At 73.2% G+C, this 19,675-nt stretch carries 18 protein-coding genes; 15 read left to right on the top strand and 3 right to left on the bottom strand.

The window, feature by feature from the left end:
• Positions 1–168 precede the first annotated feature (168 nt).
• Together serC and IEY96_RS02785 are read right to left on the bottom strand one after the other, a co-directional pair.
• On the bottom strand, positions 169–1,296 hold the full coding sequence (gene serC / locus IEY96_RS02790) for a phosphoserine transaminase (protein ID WP_189193206.1): 1,128 nt from the start codon (positions 1,294–1,296) through the stop codon (positions 169–171).
• A gap of 248 nt (positions 1,297–1,544) precedes the next feature.
• Positions 1,545–2,651, bottom strand: coding sequence for a citrate synthase 2 (locus IEY96_RS02785; RefSeq protein ID WP_091314973.1), 1,107 nt, complete (start codon positions 2,649–2,651; stop codon positions 1,545–1,547).
• A gap of 273 nt (positions 2,652–2,924) precedes the next feature.
• On the opposite strand from IEY96_RS02785, the gene pdxH reads away from it, so the two are divergent.
• The 7 genes from pdxH to IEY96_RS02750 all read left to right on the top strand — a co-directional run bounded on the left by pdxH (position 2,925) and on the right by IEY96_RS02750 (position 9,037).
• Entirely contained in the window at positions 2,925–3,554 is a 630-nt protein-coding gene (gene pdxH / locus IEY96_RS02780; protein ID WP_189193205.1) for a pyridoxamine 5'-phosphate oxidase, read from the top strand.
• Positions 3,551–4,849, top strand: a complete 1,299-nt coding sequence (locus IEY96_RS02775; RefSeq protein WP_189193204.1) for an MFS transporter — start codon at positions 3,551–3,553, stop codon at positions 4,847–4,849. The genes pdxH and IEY96_RS02775 overlap by 4 nt, the downstream gene beginning before the upstream one ends.
• 159 nt (positions 4,850–5,008) lie before the next feature.
• Positions 5,009–5,938: an aldose 1-epimerase family protein gene (locus IEY96_RS02770; RefSeq protein WP_189193203.1), complete on the top strand. Its 930-nt coding sequence runs from the start codon at positions 5,009–5,011 to the stop codon at positions 5,936–5,938.
• Between the two features lie 2 nt (positions 5,939–5,940).
• Positions 5,941–6,543 carry a nitroreductase family protein gene (locus IEY96_RS02765; protein WP_189193202.1) on the top strand — a complete coding sequence of 201 codons (603 nt, stop codon included), beginning with the start codon at positions 5,941–5,943 and terminating at the stop codon, positions 6,541–6,543.
• Positions 6,544–6,674: 131 nt separating this feature from the next.
• Positions 6,675–6,980, top strand: a complete 306-nt coding sequence (locus tag IEY96_RS02760; protein ID WP_089011473.1) for a type II toxin-antitoxin system VapB family antitoxin — start codon at positions 6,675–6,677, stop codon at positions 6,978–6,980.
• A 31-nt stretch (positions 6,981–7,011) separates the two neighbouring features.
• Positions 7,012–8,172: an acyl-CoA dehydrogenase family protein gene (locus IEY96_RS02755; RefSeq protein ID WP_189193201.1), complete on the top strand. Its 1,161-nt coding sequence runs from the start codon at positions 7,012–7,014 to the stop codon at positions 8,170–8,172.
• A 100-nt stretch (positions 8,173–8,272) separates the two neighbouring features.
• Entirely contained in the window at positions 8,273–9,037 is a 765-nt protein-coding gene (locus IEY96_RS02750; RefSeq protein ID WP_189193200.1) for a DUF4230 domain-containing protein, read from the top strand.
• Between the two features lie 45 nt (positions 9,038–9,082).
• On the opposite strand, the gene IEY96_RS02745 is transcribed toward IEY96_RS02750, so the two are convergent.
• The gene (locus tag IEY96_RS02745; protein ID WP_189193199.1) at positions 9,083–9,292 is read right to left on the bottom strand and encodes a PspC domain-containing protein; all 210 of its coding nucleotides are present in this window, start codon (positions 9,290–9,292) and stop codon (positions 9,083–9,085) included.
• A gap of 368 nt (positions 9,293–9,660) precedes the next feature.
• Here IEY96_RS02745 and IEY96_RS02740 point away from each other — a divergent pair, with 368 nt between their 5' ends.
• The 8 genes from IEY96_RS02740 to IEY96_RS02705 all read left to right on the top strand — a co-directional run bounded on the left by IEY96_RS02740 (position 9,661) and on the right by IEY96_RS02705 (position 19,632).
• The gene (locus IEY96_RS02740) at positions 9,661–11,031 is read left to right on the top strand and encodes an L-serine ammonia-lyase (protein ID WP_189193198.1); all 1,371 of its coding nucleotides are present in this window, start codon (positions 9,661–9,663) and stop codon (positions 11,029–11,031) included.
• Positions 11,032–11,095: 64 nt separating this feature from the next.
• The gene (locus tag IEY96_RS02735; protein WP_189193197.1) at positions 11,096–11,923 is read left to right on the top strand and encodes an ABC transporter permease; all 828 of its coding nucleotides are present in this window, start codon (positions 11,096–11,098) and stop codon (positions 11,921–11,923) included.
• The gene (locus tag IEY96_RS02730) at positions 11,924–12,667 is read left to right on the top strand and encodes an ABC transporter ATP-binding protein (RefSeq protein WP_189193196.1); all 744 of its coding nucleotides are present in this window, start codon (positions 11,924–11,926) and stop codon (positions 12,665–12,667) included. It abuts the gene before it with no gap.
• Entirely contained in the window at positions 12,664–14,610 is a 1,947-nt protein-coding gene (locus IEY96_RS02725; RefSeq protein ID WP_189193195.1) for a DUF5941 domain-containing protein, read from the top strand. Before IEY96_RS02730 ends, IEY96_RS02725 begins: the two co-directional genes overlap by 4 nt.
• A gap of 15 nt (positions 14,611–14,625) precedes the next feature.
• The gene (locus IEY96_RS02720) at positions 14,626–16,815 is read left to right on the top strand and encodes a bifunctional glycosyltransferase/CDP-glycerol:glycerophosphate glycerophosphotransferase (RefSeq protein ID WP_189193194.1); all 2,190 of its coding nucleotides are present in this window, start codon (positions 14,626–14,628) and stop codon (positions 16,813–16,815) included.
• Positions 16,816–16,968: 153 nt separating this feature from the next.
• Entirely contained in the window at positions 16,969–18,276 is a 1,308-nt protein-coding gene (locus IEY96_RS02715) for an ABC transporter ATP-binding protein (RefSeq protein ID WP_189193193.1), read from the top strand.
• A gap of 447 nt (positions 18,277–18,723) precedes the next feature.
• Complete coding sequence (locus tag IEY96_RS02710; RefSeq protein ID WP_189193192.1) at positions 18,724–19,155, top strand: VOC family protein; 432 nt, start codon at positions 18,724–18,726, stop codon at positions 19,153–19,155.
• A gap of 9 nt (positions 19,156–19,164) precedes the next feature.
• A complete protein-coding gene (locus tag IEY96_RS02705) occupies positions 19,165–19,632 on the top strand; it encodes a DUF4442 domain-containing protein (RefSeq protein WP_189193191.1) in 468 nt (155 codons plus the stop codon).
• The last annotated feature ends 43 nt before the right edge of the window (positions 19,633–19,675 follow it).

Genomic DNA, 19,675 nt, shown 5'->3' with positions numbered 1-19,675 from the left:
CGCTGGCCGTCACGCCACGAGCCGGCCACCCGGGCGTCCTCGGACCACCGTACGCTCATCTACCCGAAGGTGGGGGATGCGACACACGGCATGTCGCGACTGAGCTGCGGTGATGATCACGGTGGGTGGTCGCGGGAGCCCCGACGACCACCCACCGTCACCAGATGGTCAGAGTCGCTCGACCACGTAGTCGATGGACGCGGTGAGCGCCTCCACGTCGGCCGGCTCGACCGCCGGGAAGAGCGCGACGCGGAGCTGGTTGCGGCCCAGCTTCCGGTAGGGCTCGGTGTCCACGATGCCGTTGGCGCGCAGCGCCTTGGCGATCGCGGTGGCGTCCACCCCGTCGGCGAAGTCGATGGTGGCGACCACGTTGGAGCGCAGCGCCGGGTCGGTCACGAACGGGGTGGCGAACGACGAGCGCTCCGCCCAGCCGTAGACGATGCCGGCGCTCTCGGCGGTGCGCTTGGCCGCCCAGGCCAGCCCACCCTGCGAGTTCATCCAGTCGGTCTGCTCGGCGGCCAGGAAGATGGTGGCCAGGGCGGGCGTGTTGTAGGTCTGCTCCAGCCGGGAGTTGTCGATCGCGGTGACCAGGTCGAGGAAGGCCGGGATGTAGCGGCCCGACTCCTTGATCTCGGTGGCCCGGGCGAGCGCGGCCGGCGACATGAGGGCCAGCCAGAGGCCGCCGTCGGAGCCGAAGCACTTCTGCGGCGCGAAGTAGTAGACGTCGGTCTCGCCGACGTTGACCTCCAGGCCGCCGGCGCCGGAGGTGGCGTCGACCAGCAGCAGCGAGCCCTCGTCGGCGCCCGGCACCCGGCTGATCGGCACCGCCACGCCGGTGGAGGTCTCGTTGTGCGGGGTGGCGTAGACGTCCACGCCCGCCTCGGCGACCAGGGTCGGCGCGCTGCCCGCCTCGGACTTGCGCACGGTCGGCTCGCCCAGGAACGGCGCGTCCTTGACCGACTTGGCGAACTTGGCGCCGAACTCGCCGAAGCTGGCGAACTGGGCCCGGTCGCGGACCAGGCCGAAGGTGGCGACCTCCCAGAAGGCGGTGGTGCCGCCGTTGCCGAGCACCACCTCGTAGCCCTCGGGGAGGGAGAAGAACTCGGCGATGCCCTGGCGCAGCCGGGCCACCTGGTCGCGGACCGTCTTCTGCCGGTGCGAGGTGCCCAGGTAGCTGGTGGCGACCCCGGCGAGCGCGGAGACCGCCGCCGGACGGACCTTGGACGGCCCGCAGCCGAAGCGTCCGTCGGCGGGCCTGATGTCGTCGGGAATCCGGATGGTCGGTGCGTCAGCCACGGTTGTCTCGATCCTTCCGCATGGGCGAGGGCGGGCCCTTTCAGCGGGCGCGGAGCGACGGCGGCCACGCGCGGGCGCGCGGCGGAGCCGGGTCCGAGCCCGGTCCGGCGGCACTGCCGGCCTTCATCCTCGCACCCGGGCCACCCGCTCCGACGGCTGGTCCCACTCCCGGGGCTGAGGGATGCGCCACAACGCGCCAGGGCCCGGTCCGCGACGGACCGGGCCCTGGACGGGGTACGCGGGGAGGATCAGACGCCGTGCGGGATGGCGTCCCAGCCCTCGACCTCCTGCGGCTTCCGGCTGCCCGGGCCGACGTAGCGGGCCGACGGGCGGACCAGCCGCTGGAGCTTCTTCTGCTCCAGGATGTGCGCGGACCAACCGCCCATCCGGGCACAGGTGAACATCGAGGTGAACATGTGCGCCGGCACCTCGGCGAAGTCCAGCACCACGGCCGACCAGAACTCGACGTTGGTGGCGAGCACCCGGTCCGGGCGGCGGGCCTGGAGCTCGGCCAGGGCGGCCTTCTCCAGCGCCTCGGCGATCTCGAAGCGCGGCGCGCCCAGCTCCTTGGCGGTGCGGCGGAGCACGCGGGCGCGCGGGTCCTCGGCCCGGTAGACCCGGTGGCCGAAGCCCATGAGCCGCTCGCCCCGGTCGAGGACGCCCTTGACGTAGCCCTCGGCGTCGCCGCTGCGCTCGACGGCCTCCAGCATGCTGAGCACCCGGGACGGCGCGCCGCCGTGCAGCGGGCCGGACAGCGCGCCGATGCCGGAGGAGATGCAGGCCGCGGCGTCGGCGCCGGTGGAGGCGACGATCCGGGTGGTGAAGGTGGAGGCGTTCAGGCCGTGCTCGGCGGCCGAGATGAAGTAGGCGTCGACGGCCTTGACGTGCCGCGGGTCCGGCTCACCCCGCCAGCGCTTCATGAACCGCTCGACGATGGTCTCCGCCTTGTCGATCTCCTTCTGCGGCACGGCCGGCAGGCCGAGGCCGCGGGCGGACTGGGCGACGAAGGAGAGGGCGGTGACCGACACCCGGGCCAGGTCCTCGCGGGCCTGCTCGTCGGAGATGTCGAGGAGCTGGCTGAGCCCCCAGTACGGGGCGAGCATGGCGACCGCGGACTGCACGTCGACGCGGATGTCGCCGGAGTGCACCGGCACCGGGAACGGCTCCGCCGGCGGCAGGCCCGGGCCGAAGCGCCCGTCGACCAGCAGCGCCCAGACGTTGCCGAACGAGACCTGACCGATCAGATCCTCGATGTCCACGCCGCGATAGCGCAGCGCACCACCCTCGCGGTCCGGTTCGGCGATCTCGGTCTCGAAGGCTACGACGCCCTCCAGGCCCGGTTTGAAGTCGGCCATGTCGTCTCCTGGCTTCCGGCGGTGATGGTGGCCGCGCGGGCTCATCGGGCCCACGGCTTAGGCGACCCTCAGGGGTGTGTTCGGAACATCTTGCCTGCTCGGTAACCGGATGCGCGACCCGCGACGACTGTGCGCCACATGACATCCCCGCCGGTGGACAAGCTCACCGGCTGGAGAAGACTGGGTGGTGGGGCCTGGCCAGCGTCGGGGGACGCCGGCATCCCCGGGAGAGGGACGACGAGAGTGACGGGCGACACACCTGCCCCGGCCGGTATGCGTAACGAGTACGCCGCCGACCTGGGCCTTTCCGAATCGGATCTCGCGCCGGACTGGCACACCCAGTTCGCCCGCTGGTTCGCCGACGCGGTGGCTCATCCGCTGCCCGAGCCGAACGCCATGGTGGTCGGGACCGCCGACGCGCAGGGGCGGCCGAGCGGCCGCACCGTGCTGCTCAAGGGCTACGACCCGGACGGCTTCGTCTTCTACACCAACTACGGCTCCCGCAAGAGCGGCGAGGCGACCGCCAACCCGTGGGCCAGCCTGGTCTTCCCCTGGTTCCCGATGCACCGGCAGGTGACGGTCACCGGGCGGGTGACGCGGGTCGACCGGGCCGAGACGGAGGCGTACTTCGCCGCCCGGCCGCGCGGCTCCCAGCTCGGCGCCTGGGCCAGCACCCAGTCGGCGGTGGTTCCGGACCGGGCGGCGCTGGACGCCGCGTACCGGGCGGCGGCCGAGCGCTTCGCCGACGTGGACGAGATCCCCGCGCCGCCGCACTGGGGCGGGTTCCGGGTGCGCCCGGAGACGGTGGAGTTCTGGCAGGGCCGGGCCAGCCGGCTGCACGACCGGCTGCGGTTCCGGCGTACCGAGGGCGGGACCTGGGTCACCGAGCGGCTGGCACCGTGACGGGGATCAAGGAGGCCCGGCCGCGCGGAGCGCGCCGCTGGGCGATCGACCTGCGCCCGCTGGGCGTGCCCGCGTACCGCCGGGTGTGGCTCGGCAACGCGGTGGCCATGTTCGGTTTCCAGTTCACCGCCGTGGCGGTGCCGGTGGAGATGTTCGACCTGACCGGCGGCTCGTTCTGGGTCGGCCTGCTCGGCATCGCCGGCTTCCTGCCGCTGCTCGTCTTCGGGCTCTGGGGCGGTGCGGTCGCCGACGCCCGGGACCGGCGGCGGGTGCTGCTGGCCGGCGGCGGCCTGCTCTGGGCGTCGACCCTGGCGCTGCTGCTCCAGTCGCTGCTGCGGGTGGGCAGCCCGATGCTGCTGCTCGCCCTGGTCGCGGTGCAGTCGATCGCGTTCGCGGTCACCTCGCCGACCCGCAGCGCGATCCTGCCCCGCCTGGTGCCGACCGACCTCGTGCCGGCGGCCAGCACGCTGAACTTCACCACGTTCACGGCGACCTCGGTCTTCGGGCCGCTGGCCGCCGGCCTGATCTTCGCCACCTGGCGCACCGACGTCGGGCTGCCCGTCGCGTACGGGGTGGACGCGCTGCTCTTCACCGTGTCGCTCTGGGCCACCCTGCGGCTGCCCGCGATGCCGCCCGAGCCGGACCCGGACAGCGACGGGACGCCGCGCAAGGCGGGGCTGGCCAGCATCGTCGACGGGCTCCGCTACCTGGCCACCACGCCGGTGCTGCTGCTCTCCTTCGCCATCGACCTGATCGCCATGATCCTGGCCATGCCCCGGGCGCTCTTCCCCGAACTGGCGCACGCGCGGTTCGGCGGCGGGGCCGCGGTCGGCTGGCTCTACAGCGCCATCGCCATCGGCGCGATGCTGGGCGGCCTCACCTCCGGCTGGATCGGCCGGGTGCGTCGGCAGGGGCTCGCGCTGGTGGTAGCCGTGGTCGGCTGGGGCGTGGCGATCGCCGCGGCCGGGCTGGCCCGCCAGCTCTGGCTGGTGGTGGCGCTGCTCGGCCTGGCCGGCGCCGCCGACCTGGTCAGCGCGACCCTGCGGCAGTCGATGCTGCTGGTCTACGCGCCGGACCGGATGCGCGGCCGGCTCCAGGGCGTCAACACGGTGGTGGTCGCCGGTGGCCCCCGCCTCGGCGACCTGCGCGCGGGCGCGATGGCCGCGGGGTTCGGCACCGGGGCCGCCATGGTCGCCGGTGGCCTGGCCTCCGCCGTCCTCGCGGTCGCGCTGGTCGCGGTCTTCCCGGCGCTGCTCCGCTACCGCGCCGCCGCCCAGTCCGGTGACCGGAACTGAGGGTGGGCCCGGGGCGGACCGCCGCCGGGGCCGGCGGTCGGAACTGACCGGTGGCCCGGGGCGGCGAACCGCGGCCCCCGGGCCCGGAACCGGCCGCACGCTGGGACGCCGCCGGGCTGGCCCCGCGTCGGGTGGGAACGACGGGCTAAGGTCGCCGGCATGGAGACCGACGCGCGCCCGTCCCCGTCCGGGACACAGTGGACCATTGCTGCCGACGGCCACGAGGCCGTCGTGGTCGAGGTCGGCGGGGGCCTGCGGACCTACCGGCACGACGGGATCGACTACCTCGACGGGTACGAGGCGGACGAGCTCTGCCCCGGTTCGGCCGGTCACGTGCTGGCCCCCTGGCCGAACCGGATCCGGGACGGCGCCTACACCTTCGGCGACCGGTCGTTGCAGCTCGACCTGACCGAGCCGGCCCGGCACAACGCCATCCACGGCCTGGTCAACTGGGTGCGGTGGGAACTCGTCGAGCAGTCGCCGGAGAGCGTGACGCTCGGCTACGAGCTGCCGCCCAGCCCCGGCTACCCGTGGGCGCTGCGGCTGCGGAGCCGGTGGAGCGTCGGGGCGGGCGGCCTGCGCGCCGAGCACGAGGTGACCAACCTGTCCGGCGAGCCGGCGCCGTTCGGCTTCTCCGTGCACCCCTACCTGCAACTGCCCAAGGTCGGCGTGGAGGAGCTGTCGCTGCGGGTGCCGGGGCGCACCCGGGTGCTGCTGGACAGCCGGCTGCTGCCGGTGGCCGCGACCGAGGTGGCCGGCACCGAGTACGACTACACGGCCCCCCGCCCGATCGGCGACGCGGTGCTCGACCTGGCCTTCGGCGACGTGGCCCGGGACGCCGACGGCGGCTCGTCGGTGACCCTGGCCGCCCCGGACGGCTCGGCCGCGGTGCACATCTGGGCGGACGGCGAGTTCGGCTGGTGGCAGGTCTTCACCGGGGACACCCTCACCGGGGAGCGGCACCGGCGTTCGGTGGCGGTCGAGCCGATGACCTGCCCGGCGGACGCGTTCCGCTCCGGCAAGGACCTGATCACGCTGGCCCCCGGGCAGACCTGGCGGGGCGCCTGGGGCATCCGGCCCGGGGCCTGAGCATGGAGTTCGCCGAGGTCGTCCGGCGGCGCCGGATGGTCCGCAACTACGACCAGGACCGCCCGGTCCCGCCCGAGGTGGTGGACCGGCTGCTGGACCACGCCGTCCGGGCACCGTCGGCCGGGTTCGCCCAGGGCTGGGGCTTCCTGGTGCTGGAGGAGCCGGCGGACCGGGACCGGTTCTGGGCGGCGGCCAGCCCGGGCGGCGGCGGCCGGGAACGCTGGCTGGCCGGGATGCGCAAGGCCCCGCTCATCGTGGTGCCGCACGCCAACCGCTCCGCCTACCTCGACCGCTACGCCGAGCCGGACAAGGGCTGGGCGGACCGTTCCGAGGACCGCTGGCCGGTGCCCTACTGGTACGTCGACACCGGCTTCGCCGCCCTGCTGATGCTGCTCACCGCCGTGGACGAGGGGCTGGGCGCGTGCTTCTTCGGCATCCCGCCGCAGCGGCTCGGGGCGTACCGGGAGGCGTTCGGCGTGCCGGCGGAGTACCACCCGATCGGCGCGATCACGGTAGGTTACCGGGCACCCGACCACCGGTCGCCGTCGCTGCGCCGCGGCCGCCGGCCGGTGGACGAGGTGGTCCGGCGAGGTCGCTGGAATTGAGGCTGGTTCAGCGCGTCCGGCCTGGGTATCGGCGGTAGCGAAACCGACATGAGGGAGTAAAACGCGGTGTGGCGGGTGCGGCTAGGCTGGCACCGACATCTTCAGGCCGGCCGGGGGGAGGGGAGCGTGCCGTGATCTTCAGGGCGGTCCGGGACGGGCGTCCCTACCCGGAGCACAACCTCACGCTCAAGCAGTGGGCCGAGATCCCGCCGCGCCCGCTGCGGCTGGACCAGCTCATCACCACCAAGCGGGAGCTGGCGCTGGACAAGCTCCTCGCCGAGGACTCCACCTTCTACGGCGACCTCTTCCCGCACGTGGTGCAGTGGAACGGCGGCCTCTACCTGGAGGACGGCCTGCACCGGGCGCTGCGCGCGGCGCTCCAGCAGCGCAACCAGATCCACGCCCGGGTGCTGGTGCTCAGCGGTCAGGCCGAGTGACGCGCCCCTGAGTCTTCGTTAAGGTGACGCCATGACCCCTCTCGACCTGCTGGACATCGACGCGTCGCTGGGCGAGGAGGAGCGGCAGATCCGCGCCGTCGTGCGCCAGCTGGTCGACGACCGGGTACGCCCGCACGTCGCCGGCTGGTACGAGGACGGCCACGTCCCGGCCCGCGAGCTGGCCCGCGAGTTCGGCAAGCTCGGCCTGCTCGGCATGCACCTGACCGGCTACGGCTGCGCCGGGGCGTCGGCCGTCGCGTACGGGCTGGCCTGCCTGGAGCTGGAGGCCGGCGACTCCGGCATCCGCTCGCTGGTCTCGGTGCAGGGTTCGCTGGCCATGTACGCCATCTGGCGCTACGGCAGCGAGGAGCAGAAGCAGCGCTGGCTGCCCGCCATGGCGGCCGGCGAGGCGATCGGCTGCTTCGGGCTGACCGAGCCGGACCACGGCTCCGACCCGGCCTCGATGGCCACCCGTGCCCGCCGCGACGGCGACGACTGGATCCTCAGCGGCAGCAAGCTGTGGATCACCAACGCGCCGATCGCCGACGTCGGGGTGATCTGGGCGCGAACCGACGAGGGCGTGCGCGGCTTCGCCGTACCCATGGACACGCCGGGGGTGACGGCGCGGGAGATCCGCCACAAGATGTCGCTGCGCGCGTCGCTGACCGGGGAGATCGCCCTCGACGACGTGCGGCTGCCGGCGGACGCCCGGCTGCCCGAGGCGATCGGGCTCAAGGCGCCGCTGAGCTGCCTCACCGAGGCCCGGCACGGCATCGTCTGGGGCGCGCTCGGCGCGGCCCGGGACTGCCTGGAGACGGCGCTGTCCTACGCGACCACCCGGACCCAGTTCGGCCGGCCGCTGGCCGGCTTCCAGCTCACCCAGGCCAAGCTCGCCGACATGGCGGTCGAGTGGAACAAGGGGCTGTTGCTGGCGCTGCACCTGGGCCGGCTCGCCGACGCCGGGAAGCTGCGCCCGGACCAGGTCAGCGTGGGCAAGCTGAACAACGTCCGGGAAGCCATCGCCATCGCCCGGGAGTGCCGGACCATCCTGGGGGCGAACGGCGTCTCGGGTGAGTACCCGGTGATGCGGCACGCCAACAACCTGGAGAGCGTGCTGACCTACGAGGGCACCTCGGAGATCCACCAGCTGGTCATCGGGCAGCGGCTGACCGGGCTCTCCGCCTTCGCCTGACCTGCGGATTCACCCGATCGGGTCGCTCGACGAGCGAGTGTCGCACGGTGGCCGTACCGTCATTCTCAGTCGATGTGTCTGACGAGGACGGTGAGGGGCGATGGCCCGCGACGGTGACATCAACCAGCCCACCAGGGAGTTCCCGGAATACCCGACCGGCGAGTCTCTCCGGGCCCGGTCGGACGTCCCACCCGAGCCCGGCCGTGGTGGCCCGGGGTCGCCCGGCGCCCCGGCTCGCGGCCTGCTCTGGGTGCTCGGCGCGGCCGCGCTGGCCGTGGTGGTGCTGCTCGGCGTGCAGGCGACCGGCCTGCTCCCGGACTTCCGCAACCCGTTCGCCAAGGAGCAGACCGACCGCAGCCAGCCGCCGCTGCTCAAGTCGATCCGCGACCTGAGCCGCTACGTGGCGGCCGAGGGCAACTTCCAGGTGGTGGTCGACGTGCAGAAGGACCGGCGCAACGTGCCGGACTTCCTGCTCAACGAGCGCACGCTCTTCGTCGGGGCGGGCCGCATCGAGGCGTACGTCGACTTCGCCAAGATCGCCGACGGGGCGGTGGTGGTCTCCGACGACGGCAAGTCCGTCGAGATCAAGCTGCCCGCGCCGCAGCTCGGCGAGACCGACCTGGACATGGACAAGAGCTACGTCTTCGCCGAGCAGCGCGGCCTGATCAACCGGCTGAACGACCTGGTCGGCGGCGACCCCAACCGGCAGCAGCAGGTCTACCAGCTCGCCGAGGACCGGATCACCGCGGCGGCCCGGGACAGCGGGCTCACCGCCCGGGCCGAGGAGAACACCCGCAAGATGCTGGAGGGGTTGCTGCGCTCCCTCGGCTACCAGAAGGTGACGGTCACCTACACGGCGTCCTGACGCCGCCGGCGCCCGCCCCGGTGCTCCCGGGGCGGGCGGCGAGGGTCAGTGGCGGCCGGTGGCGAGGTAGCGGTCCTCGTTCGGCATGAGGATCCAGAGGATCAGGTAGACGATCACCTGGGTGCCGGGCAGCAGCAGCGACAGCAGGAACAGCAGCCGGACCATGCCGGCCGACATGCCGAACCGCTGGGCCAGGCCGGCGCAGACGCCGGCGAGCATGCGCCCCTGGCGGGTCCGGACCAGTTTGCGACTCATCGTCGTACTCCCACTTCTGCGGCGATCCGCCGCGCTGGGTTCCACGGTAGGAACGGCTGCGCGCCGCGCCCTCGGCCCCGAGGAGGATCGGCGACCCGGGCACCCGTAGGTGCTTACCCCGGCGGCCCCCCGCCGACGCTCGCCCCGCTCCGGCCCGGGGCGGGGGCGGTGACGGTGGGTAGACGGGTGGCGCGGAGGGTGGGGAGCGTGCGGGAGTGTGCCGGCTCGCGGGCAGGGGGTGACCTGGGCGGGTAGGCTCGCCGGTCGGGCGCCCACACCCCGGGTGCCGCCCGCCGCCTCCCGCACCGGGGAGCGGCACACACCGGGCCGGACCCGCAAAACGGGGACGACGGCGAGGAAGTGCAGCGATGATCAGTGTTTTCGACCTCTTCAGCGTCGGCATCGGGCCGTCCAGCTCCCACACCGTGGGGCCGATGCGCGCCGCGCGGACGTTCGTGGCGGGGCTCAAGGCCGACGGCCAGCTCGCCGATGTCACGCGGGTGCAGGCCGAGCTGTTCGGCTCGCTGGGCGCCACGGGCCACGGCCACGGCAGCGACCGCGCGGTGCTGCTCGGGCTGGAGGGGGAGTCCCCGGAAACGGTCGACACCGACTCGGTCGGGCCGCGGGTGGAGCGGATCCGCGCGCAGCGGCGGCTCAGCCTGCTCGGCAGCCAGGAGATCGACTTCGACCCGGACCGGGACCTGGTGCTGCACCGCCGCCGCTCCCTGCCGTACCACCCGAACGGGATGACGTTCGCGGCCTTCGACGCGGCCGGGGAGCAGGTCCGGGCGCGGACCTACTACTCCGTCGGCGGCGGGTTCGTGGTCGACGAGGCGGCCGCCGGGGCGGACCGGATCAAGCCGGACAGCACGCGCGTCCGCCACCCGTTCCTCACCGGGGCGGAGCTGCTCAAGGTCACCACCGACACCGGCCTGTCGATCAGCGAGGTGATGCTCGCCAACGAGCTGTCCTGGCGCAGCGAGGCGGACGTCCGGGCCGGGCTGCTGGAGATCTGGCGGGTGATGCGGGAGTGCGTCGAGAACGGCTGCGCCCGTGACGGCGTGCTGCCGGGCGGGCTGAAGGTGCGCCGCCGGGCCGCCGAGCTGCGCCGCAGCCTGGAGGCGGAGGCCGACGCCACCGACCCGCTGCACGCCATGGACTGGGTCACCCTCTTCGCGCTCGCGGTCAACGAGGAGAACGCGGCCGGCGGGCGGGTGGTCACCGCGCCGACCAACGGCGCCGCCGGGATCATCCCCGCCGTGTTGCACTACTACACCCGGTTCGTGCCGGGCGCCTCCGACGAGGGCGTGGTCCGGTTCCTGCTGGCCGCGGGCGCCATCGGGGTGCTGTTCAAGGAGAACGCCTCGATCTCCGGTGCCGAGGTCGGCTGCCAGGGCGAGGTCGGCTCGGCCTGCTCGATGGCGGCCGCCGGGCTGGCCGAGGCGCTGGGCGGCACGCCCGAGCAGGTGGAGAACGCGGCCGAGATCGGCATGGAGCACAACCTGGGGCTCACCTGCGACCCGGTCGGCGGCCTGGTGCAGATCCCGTGCATCGAGCGGAACGCGGTGGCCAGCATCAAGGCGATCACCGCGGCCCGGCTGGCGCTGCGCGGCGACGGGGTGCACGCCGTGTCGCTGGACAAGGTCATCAAGACCATGCGGGAGACCGGGGCCGACATGAAGATCAAGTACAAGGAGACGGCGCGGGGCGGCCTCGCCGTCAACGTGATCGAGTGCTGAACCCGAAGGGGTGACCCCGCGCGTCCGTACGCCGGGCCGGGGCGGTCGGGGCGAGGATGGGACGGTGACGTCCGGCGTCGCCGCGCTCTGGTCCGCCCGCACCTCGCTGCGCATCCTGGTCCGGCGCGATCTCGCGGTGAAGTACCAGCAGTCCGTGCTGGGCTATCTCTGGTCGCTCATCGAGCCGCTCGGCATGGGCCTCATCTACTGGTTCGTCTTCGGCGTGCTCTATTCCGGCGCCACCCGGCGGCACCTCGGTGACGCGGCCGGGTCGTACCCGCTCTTCCTGATCACCGGGATCTTCGCCTGGATGTGGGCCAGCTCGGCGCTGACCGAGGCGGCCAACGCGCTGACCGGTCAGGCCCGGCTGATCACCACGATGAACCTGCCCCGGCAGGTCTTTCCGATCGGCCGGGTCACCGGCCGGTTCGCCGAGTACGCCGCCGGCCTGCCCATCCTGGTCGCCATCGCGGCCCTCTACGCCGGCCACGGCCGGATCCACCTCGGCTGGACACTGCTCGCGCTGCCGCTGGCCGTGGCGGTGCAGTTCGTCCTGCTGGTGGGGCTGGCGCTGCTGCTGTCGGCGGGCAACGTGCTGATGCGCGACATCGAGCGCTTCATGCGGCTGATCATCCGGGTGCTCTTCTACGCCACCCCGATCATCTATCCGCTGAACCTGGTCCGGGGCTCGGGCATGCCGGGCTGGCTGAAGGTCGCGTACGAGCTGAACCCACTGGTCGGGATCTTCCAGCTGCACCACGCGATCTGGTATCCGGACGAGTTCCCGGACGCCCGGCTGCTCACCGTCACCGTGGCGGGCAGCCTGCTGGTGTTCGCGCTGGGCTGGTGGTCGTTCCGCCGCCTCGAACCGGCCGTGCTCAAGGAACTGTGAATGGCGGCCATGATCGAGGCGGACGGGCTCGGCATCCGGTTCGTCCGCAACCGCCGCCGCCAGCTCCGGCTGCGGGAACTGCTCATCCACCGGGGCGCCCGGGACCCGGACGCCGGCCGGTTCTGGCCGCTGCGGGACGTGTCGTTCCGGATCGAGCCGGGTGAGACGGTCGGCGTGGTCGGGCGTAACGGCACCGGCAAGAGCACCCTGCTGCGGCTGATCGCCGGGGTGCTGATCCCCGACGAGGGCTCGATCCGGGTCCATGGCCGGGTGGCCCCGCTGCTGGAACTCTCCGCCGGCTTCTCCGGGGACCTGACCGGCCGGGAGAACCTCTACCTGGTGGGCGGGCTGCACGGGCTGTCGGGCGCGTACCTGCGCCGGCACTTCGACGAGATCGTCTCGTTCGCCGGTGAGCAGGTGGAACGGGCCATCGACACCTCGGTCCGGCACTACTCGTCGGGGATGAAGGTCCGGCTGGGTTTCGCGGTCATCGCCCACCTGCCGCACCCCGTGCTGCTGGTGGACGAGGTGACCGCGGTCGGGGACGCGGAGTTCCGCGCCAAGTGCTATGCGACCATCGAGCGACTTCTCGCGGAAGGGCGCACGCTGGTGCTGGTGTCACACAACGAAAAGGACCTCACCCGGTTCTGTCGTCGGGGGCTCTACCTCGACGCGGGGCGGCTGACGGTCGACGGCACGATCGACGAGGCGCTGCACGCCTACGCCAGCGCGACGCAGCGGTGACGCTCGCGATCGTGCTCGCCGCCGGGCCGGCGGCGGGCCTGAGCACCGACGCCGGGGAGCGCCTGGTCGACCGGCTCGCCGGGCAGTGGCGGCGGGCCGGGGCGGACGAGGTGCGGGTGGCCACCGACCTGTCCGAGCTGGCCGACCTGGTGGCCACCGCCACCGGGCCGGTGCTGGTCAGCGGGGCCGACCTGGTGGCGCACACCGCCGTACTCAAGCATCTGGCGACCAGCCCGGTCGGGCCGACGGTGGCCCTGGTGCTCACCGATCCGCCAGCCACCGGGCAGGCCACGGTCCGCGAGGAGCGCGGCCAGGTGGTCGCGGTGGACGACCCGGCGGGCGCGACCGGCGTGTTCGGCGGCGCGCTGCGGGTCGGCCCGGCCGACCTGCCGGCCCTCGCCGCCGCCGCCCGCGCCGTGGCCGGGTCCGCGACCGGTCCGGCGCCGACCGGCCCGGCGTCCGCCCTGGACCGGATCGTCGCCGGCCTCGTCGGCTGCGGCACCCTGGTCTTCGCCCACCGGGTACGCCTGCTCGTGGCGCACCGGGTCGGCGACCCGGCGGAACTGGCCGCGGCGCAGGCGGCCGTGGCCGCCGTGGACGAGGACCGGGCCGAGCTGAAGCTGTCGGTGAAGGAGCGCGACGACTTCTTCACCACGTTCTTCGTCAGCACCTGGTCCCCGTACGTGACCAAGGCGGCCGCCCGGATCGGCCTGGGCCCGACCGCGGTCACCATGATCTCGGTGGCCTTCGCGGTGGCCGCGGCGGTGCTCTTCGGCGTGGGCGGCCGGCCCGCGCTGGTGGCCGGTGGCGTCCTGCTCTACCTGGGCTTCGTGCTGGACTGCGTGGACGGCCAGTTGGCCCGCTACACCCGGCACTTCAGCGCCTGGGGCGGGTGGCTGGACACCATGGCCGACCGGGCCAAGGAGTACGTCGTCTACGCCGGTCTCGGCTACGGCGCCACGCACGCCGGCTTCCGCTACGGCTGGGCGCTGGCGATCGCCGCCATGACCCTGCAGACCGTGCGGCACATGACCGACACCTGGTACGGGGTGCTGCACGACGAGGCGGCGCGGCGCCCCCGGGCGGTGACCGGGGACGCGGGCGGCATCGGCGGCAAGCTGAACGCCGCCTCGACCAAGGTGCAGGCGGACACCGGCTCGGTCTCCTACTGGCTGAAGCGGACCGTGGTCTTCCCGATCGGTGAGCGGTGGGCGCTCATGGCGGTGGCCGCCGCGCTGTTCGGGCCGCTGGTGGCGCTCTGCGCGGTGCTGGTGTGGGGCGTGCTGGCGTTCGCGTACACCGGGGCGCTCCGCACCCTGCGGGCGTGGTGGATGCGGGTGCCGGTGCTGACCACGGTCGACACCGGCCTGCACCGCGACGACGGGCCGCTGGTCCGGGCCATGCCGGTGGTGCGCGCCCCGCTGGTGCTCGCGGTGGCCGGCGCGCTCGGCGCGGCGGGGCTGCTGCTGTGGGCGCTGCTGGCGGTGCACGCCGGGGGCGGCCTGCCCGGCTGGGCGGTGACGTTCGCGCTGGTGGTCCTGCTGGGCGGGGCGCAGGGTGCGCGGGCGGCGCACGACGGGCCGCTGGACTGGCTGGTCCCGGCGGCGCTGCGGGCCGGGGAGTACCTCTTCGCCATCGCCGTCGGGGTGGCCGGGCGGGTGTCGCCGTGGCTGATCTTCGGGTACGTCTTCGTGCTGACCCTGCACCACTACGACCTGACCGCCCGGCTGGAGAAGCGGCAGGCGGCCCCGCCGCTGCACGCCGCCACGCTCGGCTGGGAGGGGCGTTCCGCGCTGCTGACCATCGGGTCGATCGCCGGAATTGCGAGCATCGCTCTGGCTACACTCGGTACGTACCTTCTCGTGGTTTTTGTCGCGAGCGTGGTCCTCGCCTGGGTGGTCCTGCCGGCCCGCGCCCGTGGGGGTGACCGCTCGCCGGGCTGACGGAGGGCCGGCCGGATGACCCTGATCAGCTTCGTCGTACCGGCCTTCAAGGTGCAGGGTTACCTGCGGGAGTGTCTCGACTCGATCCTCGACCAGCCGTTCGACGACCTCGAGGTGATCGGGATCGACGACGCCTCCCCGGACGGCAGCGGCGAGATCCTGGACGAGTACGCGGCCCGCGACCCCCGGGTCCACCCGGTGCGGCTCGTCGAGAACGTCGGGCTCGGTCCGGCCCGCAACATCGGGCTGGACCGGGCCGTCGGCGAGTACGTCTGGTTCGTCGACGGGGACGACTGGCTGGTCGCCGGCTGCCTGCCGCACGTGGCCGACCGGCTCCGCGCCACCCGCCCGGACGTGCTGGTCGTCGACCACGTCCGGGCGCACTGGAACAACGTCGGCACCCGCAGCGCAATGCGGGACGTGTTCCCCGAGCCGCCCGACGAGGCGACGTTCCGGCTGCGGGACCGGCCGGAGACCCTGCGGCTGCTGCACACCGCCTGGAACCGGCTGGTCCGCCGGGAGTTCCTGGTCGAGCAGGGGCTGCGCTTCGAACCCGGCTGGTACGAGGACGTCTCGTTCAGCTATCCCGCGCTGATGGCGGCCGAGCGGATCGGCGTGCTGGACCGGGTCTGCCTCAACTACCGGCAGCGCCGGACCGGGGCGATCACCCGGACCCGGGGGGACCGGCACTTCGAGGTCTTCGCGCAGTGGCACCGGGTGTTCCGGCTGATGGATCGCTGGGGGCCGGCGGTGGCCGGGCTGCGCCCGGCCGTCTTCGAGCGGATGATCTGGCACTACCTGACCGTGCTGGGCAACGGCGAGCGGATCGCCGCCGAGTTGCGGCCACCGTTCTTCGCCCAGATCCACGCCGACTACGTCCGCTTCCTGCCGCCCGAGGGCTACCCGGTCCCACCCGGCCTGGAGGGGGTGAAGCACCGGCTGGTGGCGGCCGGGCGGTGGCGTACGTTCAGCGCGCTCCGCGCCGCCCACCAAGCCGAGGAGCAGGCCCGGCACACGGCCCGGCGGGTCAGGCGGCGGGTGCTGCCGGTGGCCCGGCGTACCGCCCGCAGGGCCCGGGACGCGGCGCTGCGCGAGTACTACCGGGCCGAGTTGCACCGCCCGCTCGACCCGACGCTCGCCGTCTACGCGGCGTACTGGTACCGGGGCTACTCCTGCAACCCGGCCGCGATCTACACGGCCGCCCGCCGGCTGGCCCCGCAGGTGCGCGGCGTCTGGATCGTCCGCCGCGACCGGGTGGCCGTGCTGCCGCCCGGCGTGGAGTACGTGGTCGCCGGCACCCGGGACTACTACCGCGTGCTGGCCCGGGCCCGCTGGCTGGTCAACAACGTCAACTTCCCGGACTTCGTCCGCAAGCGACCCGGTTCGGTGCACGTGCAGACCCACCACGGCACCCCGGTCAAGGTGATGGGGCTGGACCAGCAGCGCTATCCGGTCGGCGCGGTGGGGATGGACTTCACCAAGCTGCTGCACCGGGTGGACCGCTGGGACTACAGCGTCAGCTCGAACAGCTTCTCCACGCAGATGTGGGAGCGGGCCTACCCGGCCGACTACACCACGCTGGAGGTCGGTTATCCACGCAACGACCGGCTGGCGCGGGCCACCGCCGAGGAGTGCCGCCAGGTCCGCGCCGCGCTGGGCATCGGCCCCGACGAGTACGTGGTGCTCTACGCGCCGACCCACCGGGAGCACCTGCCCGGCTGGCACCCCCCGTTCGACCCGGACCGGATGCGCGACGTGCTCGGCCCGTCGGGGCGACTACTGATGCGCAGCCACTACTTCCACGACCGGGAGCGGCAGTTGCGGGGCGTGTCCGACGGCGGGGTGCGGGACGTGAGCACGTACGACCGGGTGGAGGACCTGTACCTCGCCGCGGACGTGCTGGTCACCGACTATTCCTCGGCGATGTTCGACTACGCGGTGCTGGACCGGCCGATCGTGGTCTACGCGCCGGACTGGGACGCGTACCGGGTGGCCCGGGGTGTCTACTTCGACCTGCTCGCCGAGCCGCCGGGCGCGGTCGCCGTCGACTTTGCCGGGCTGCTCGACGTCTTCCGCGGCGGCGCGGTGCGCGGGGCGAAGGCCGAGCAGGCGCGGCAACGGTTCCGGGCCCGGTTCTGCGCCCTGGACGACGGGCACGCCGCCGAGCGGGTGGTCCGCCGGGTCTTCCTGGACGAGCCGGCCTGACGGTTACTCGACGGTCACCTTACCGATGGAAGGCTGCCTATCCCGTGTAATAGGTCTTTCACGATGTGAACATCACACGTTTACCCGATGTGCGGATCCCATGATCCTGGTCACAGTCATTCCCGGGTTCGGCCGAGAGCTGGGGAGGAGACGGTGACGACCGTCGCGCTCAAGGATGTCACCAAGGTGTTCCAGGACGGGACAGTCGCGGTCGACACCATCAATCTGGATGTCAACGACGGCGAGTTCATGGTGCTGCTCGGCCCCTCAGGCTGCGGTAAGTCCACCGTGCTGCGGATGGTCGCCGGCCTGGAGGATCCCACCTCGGGCGCGGTGATGCTCGGCGGCGAGGTGGCCAACGACCTGCCGCCCCGGGACCGGAAGATCGCCATGGTCTTCCAGGACTTCGCCCTCTATCCACACATGACCGTGGGCGACAACATCGGCTTCCCGCTCCGGCTCTCCGGGATCGAGCCCGGGCCGCGCGGCGAGCGGATCCAGGACGTGGCGAGCGCGCTGGGCATCGGCGACGTGCTGGGGCGCAAGCCCAGCCAGCTCTCCGGCGGCCAGCGGCAGCGGGTGGCGATGGGGCGGGCGATAGTGCGCCGGCCCGGCCTGTTCCTCATGGACGAGCCCCTCTCCAACCTGGACAGCGGCCTCCGCGCCGAGTTGCGCGCCGAGATCTCGGGGCTGACCCGCGAGCTGGGCGTCACCACCATCTACGTCACGCACGACCAGGCCGAGGCGCTGACCATGGCCGACCGGGTCGCCATCATGCGCAAGGGCGTGCTCCAGGACGTGGGCACGCCCACCCAGGTGTACGGCCGCCCGGCCACCCTCTACGTCGCCGCCTTCCTCGGCAGCCCGCGGATGAACCTGCTGGAGGCGTCGGTCTACGTCCACCTCGACCGGTACGTGGCGCTGAACCTCGGCGAGCAGGCGCTCTACCTGCCCTGGGACGACATCCGCAGCCGGGCCGTGGCGCACTACCACGGCGAGCGGATCGTGGTCGGCATGCGGGCCGAGGCGCTCACCCCGGTCGCCCCGGACACCGTGGGCGACGTGCTGCACGGGCGGATCCGCTACCTGGAGCACCACGGCCACGAGTCGCTGGCCTTCCTCGACATCGGCGCCACCGCCATCGTGGTGGACGAGATGGGCACCCCGGCGGAGAGCGCGGCCCCCGGCCAGCGCGGCCTGCGCCGGTTCGGCCAGGTGATGCAGCGCCTCGCCGGGCGGGCGGCGGACGCCCCGGTCTCGGCCGCGCCGAGCGGCAGCGGGAGCCGGACCAGCGTGCTTCCCGACCCGGGCCGGCACCACCGTCGCCCGGCGGAGCTGGCCGTGCGGCTGGCCCCGTACCCGGCGGTGTCGGCGGGGCATCCGCTCGCCGTCCAGGTGCGGATGGACGCGCTGCACTTCTTCGACGAGCGTGGCGACCGGATCGACGTCGGCTGGCGCTGAGAACCTTCGCCGGCGGGGGTGGCCCGCCGCGGCGCTCCCGCACGAGGGCGTGTTGCGGCGGGCCACGCTGCGTCACGGCCGGACCGCCCCGGGGGAGCCCCCTCCCGCGCCTTTGCTCTGCAGCCACGGAGGCAGCACTTACGCTTAGTGACCGCGTGGGCCGGGAGGCGCGCTGGCGATCGGCGAGAAACAGCAGCTCAAGCTGGTGTTGCGTGGAGGGCTGCAGAGCAAAGGCGGGGAAGGGGGTTCCCCGGCCCTCGGTGGTGGCGTCACTCGTCGTGACCCCGGTGGTCGGGCACGCAGAGTGATCTCAGTTGTCGGGCGGAGCGTGGCGGGTCGGTCGAGGGCGGCGAGCCCGCGTCACCGGCATGGCCAACCCGCGGGCGGCAGGCGGGCGTCGCGGAAAATCGAGTTGACCACTTCTCCGCCCGGCCCAAGGGTGGCGGGATGGGGACCGTGATCCGGAACGTCTCGTTCGACTGCGCCGACCCGTACGAGCTTGCGCACTTCTGGAGCAGGGTCTTCGACTGCCCGGTCGATCCGGAGTTCGAGCCCGACGACGAGGAACTCGTCATCGAGCCGCCCGACGGCCCGAGGCTCTATTTCCAGCGCGTGCCGGAGCCGAAGACCGTGAAGAACCGCGTGCACATCTGCCTGGAACCGGACGTGCTGCGCGACCGGGAGGTCGAGCGGATCCAGGCCCTGGGCGCCACCGTCGTCGCCGACCGGCGCGAGCCGGACGGCAGCGGCTGGGTCGTGTTGGCTGACCCCGAGGGCAACGAGTTCTGCGTGCTGCGCAGCGATGCCGAGCGAAACACCGCCGGCCAGGCCGTGCCCGCTGACCAGGCGGCCCTTGCCCGGGAAGTTACTGGCGAGTAGCGTCTGGGCATGTCCATCGACTCTCGCCAGGTGGCGGCCGGTCTGCTGGAGGCCGTGCCGTTCGCCCGCACGCTCGGTATCGAATTCGTCGAGGTCGCCCCCGAGGCCGAGGGCGGTGTCCGGGCCGTGGTCCGGCTCCCCGACGTCCCGGAGCACCACAACCACGTCGGCGGCCCGCACGCCGGGGCCATGTTCACCCTCGGGGAGACCGCCTCCGGCGCGGTGGTGCTCGCCGCGTTCGGGCAGGTGCTGGACCGGGCCGTACCGCTGGCCGTGACCGCCACCATCCGTTACCAGAAGGTCGCCCTGGGGCCGGTCCTGGCCACCGCGCGGCTGGGGCGCACCCCGGCCGAGGTGCTCGCCGAGCTGGACGCCGGGCAGCGGCCGGAGTTTCCGGTCGAGGTGGAGATCGGCACCGAGGACGGCACCGTGACCTCGGCGCTCACCGTCGTCTGGACGCTCCGCCCGAACCGCTGACGCCCGAATCGGGTTTGTCCGGCCGGTGCGCTGGATAGATTCA

The sequence above is a fragment of the Micromonospora fulviviridis genome, from assembly GCF_014648395.1.
Taxonomy (GTDB): domain Bacteria; phylum Actinomycetota; class Actinomycetes; order Mycobacteriales; family Micromonosporaceae; genus Micromonospora; species Micromonospora fulviviridis.
The sequence above is the reverse complement of the archived record's forward strand: the minus strand, read 5'-3'. Positions and strand labels throughout refer to the sequence as shown.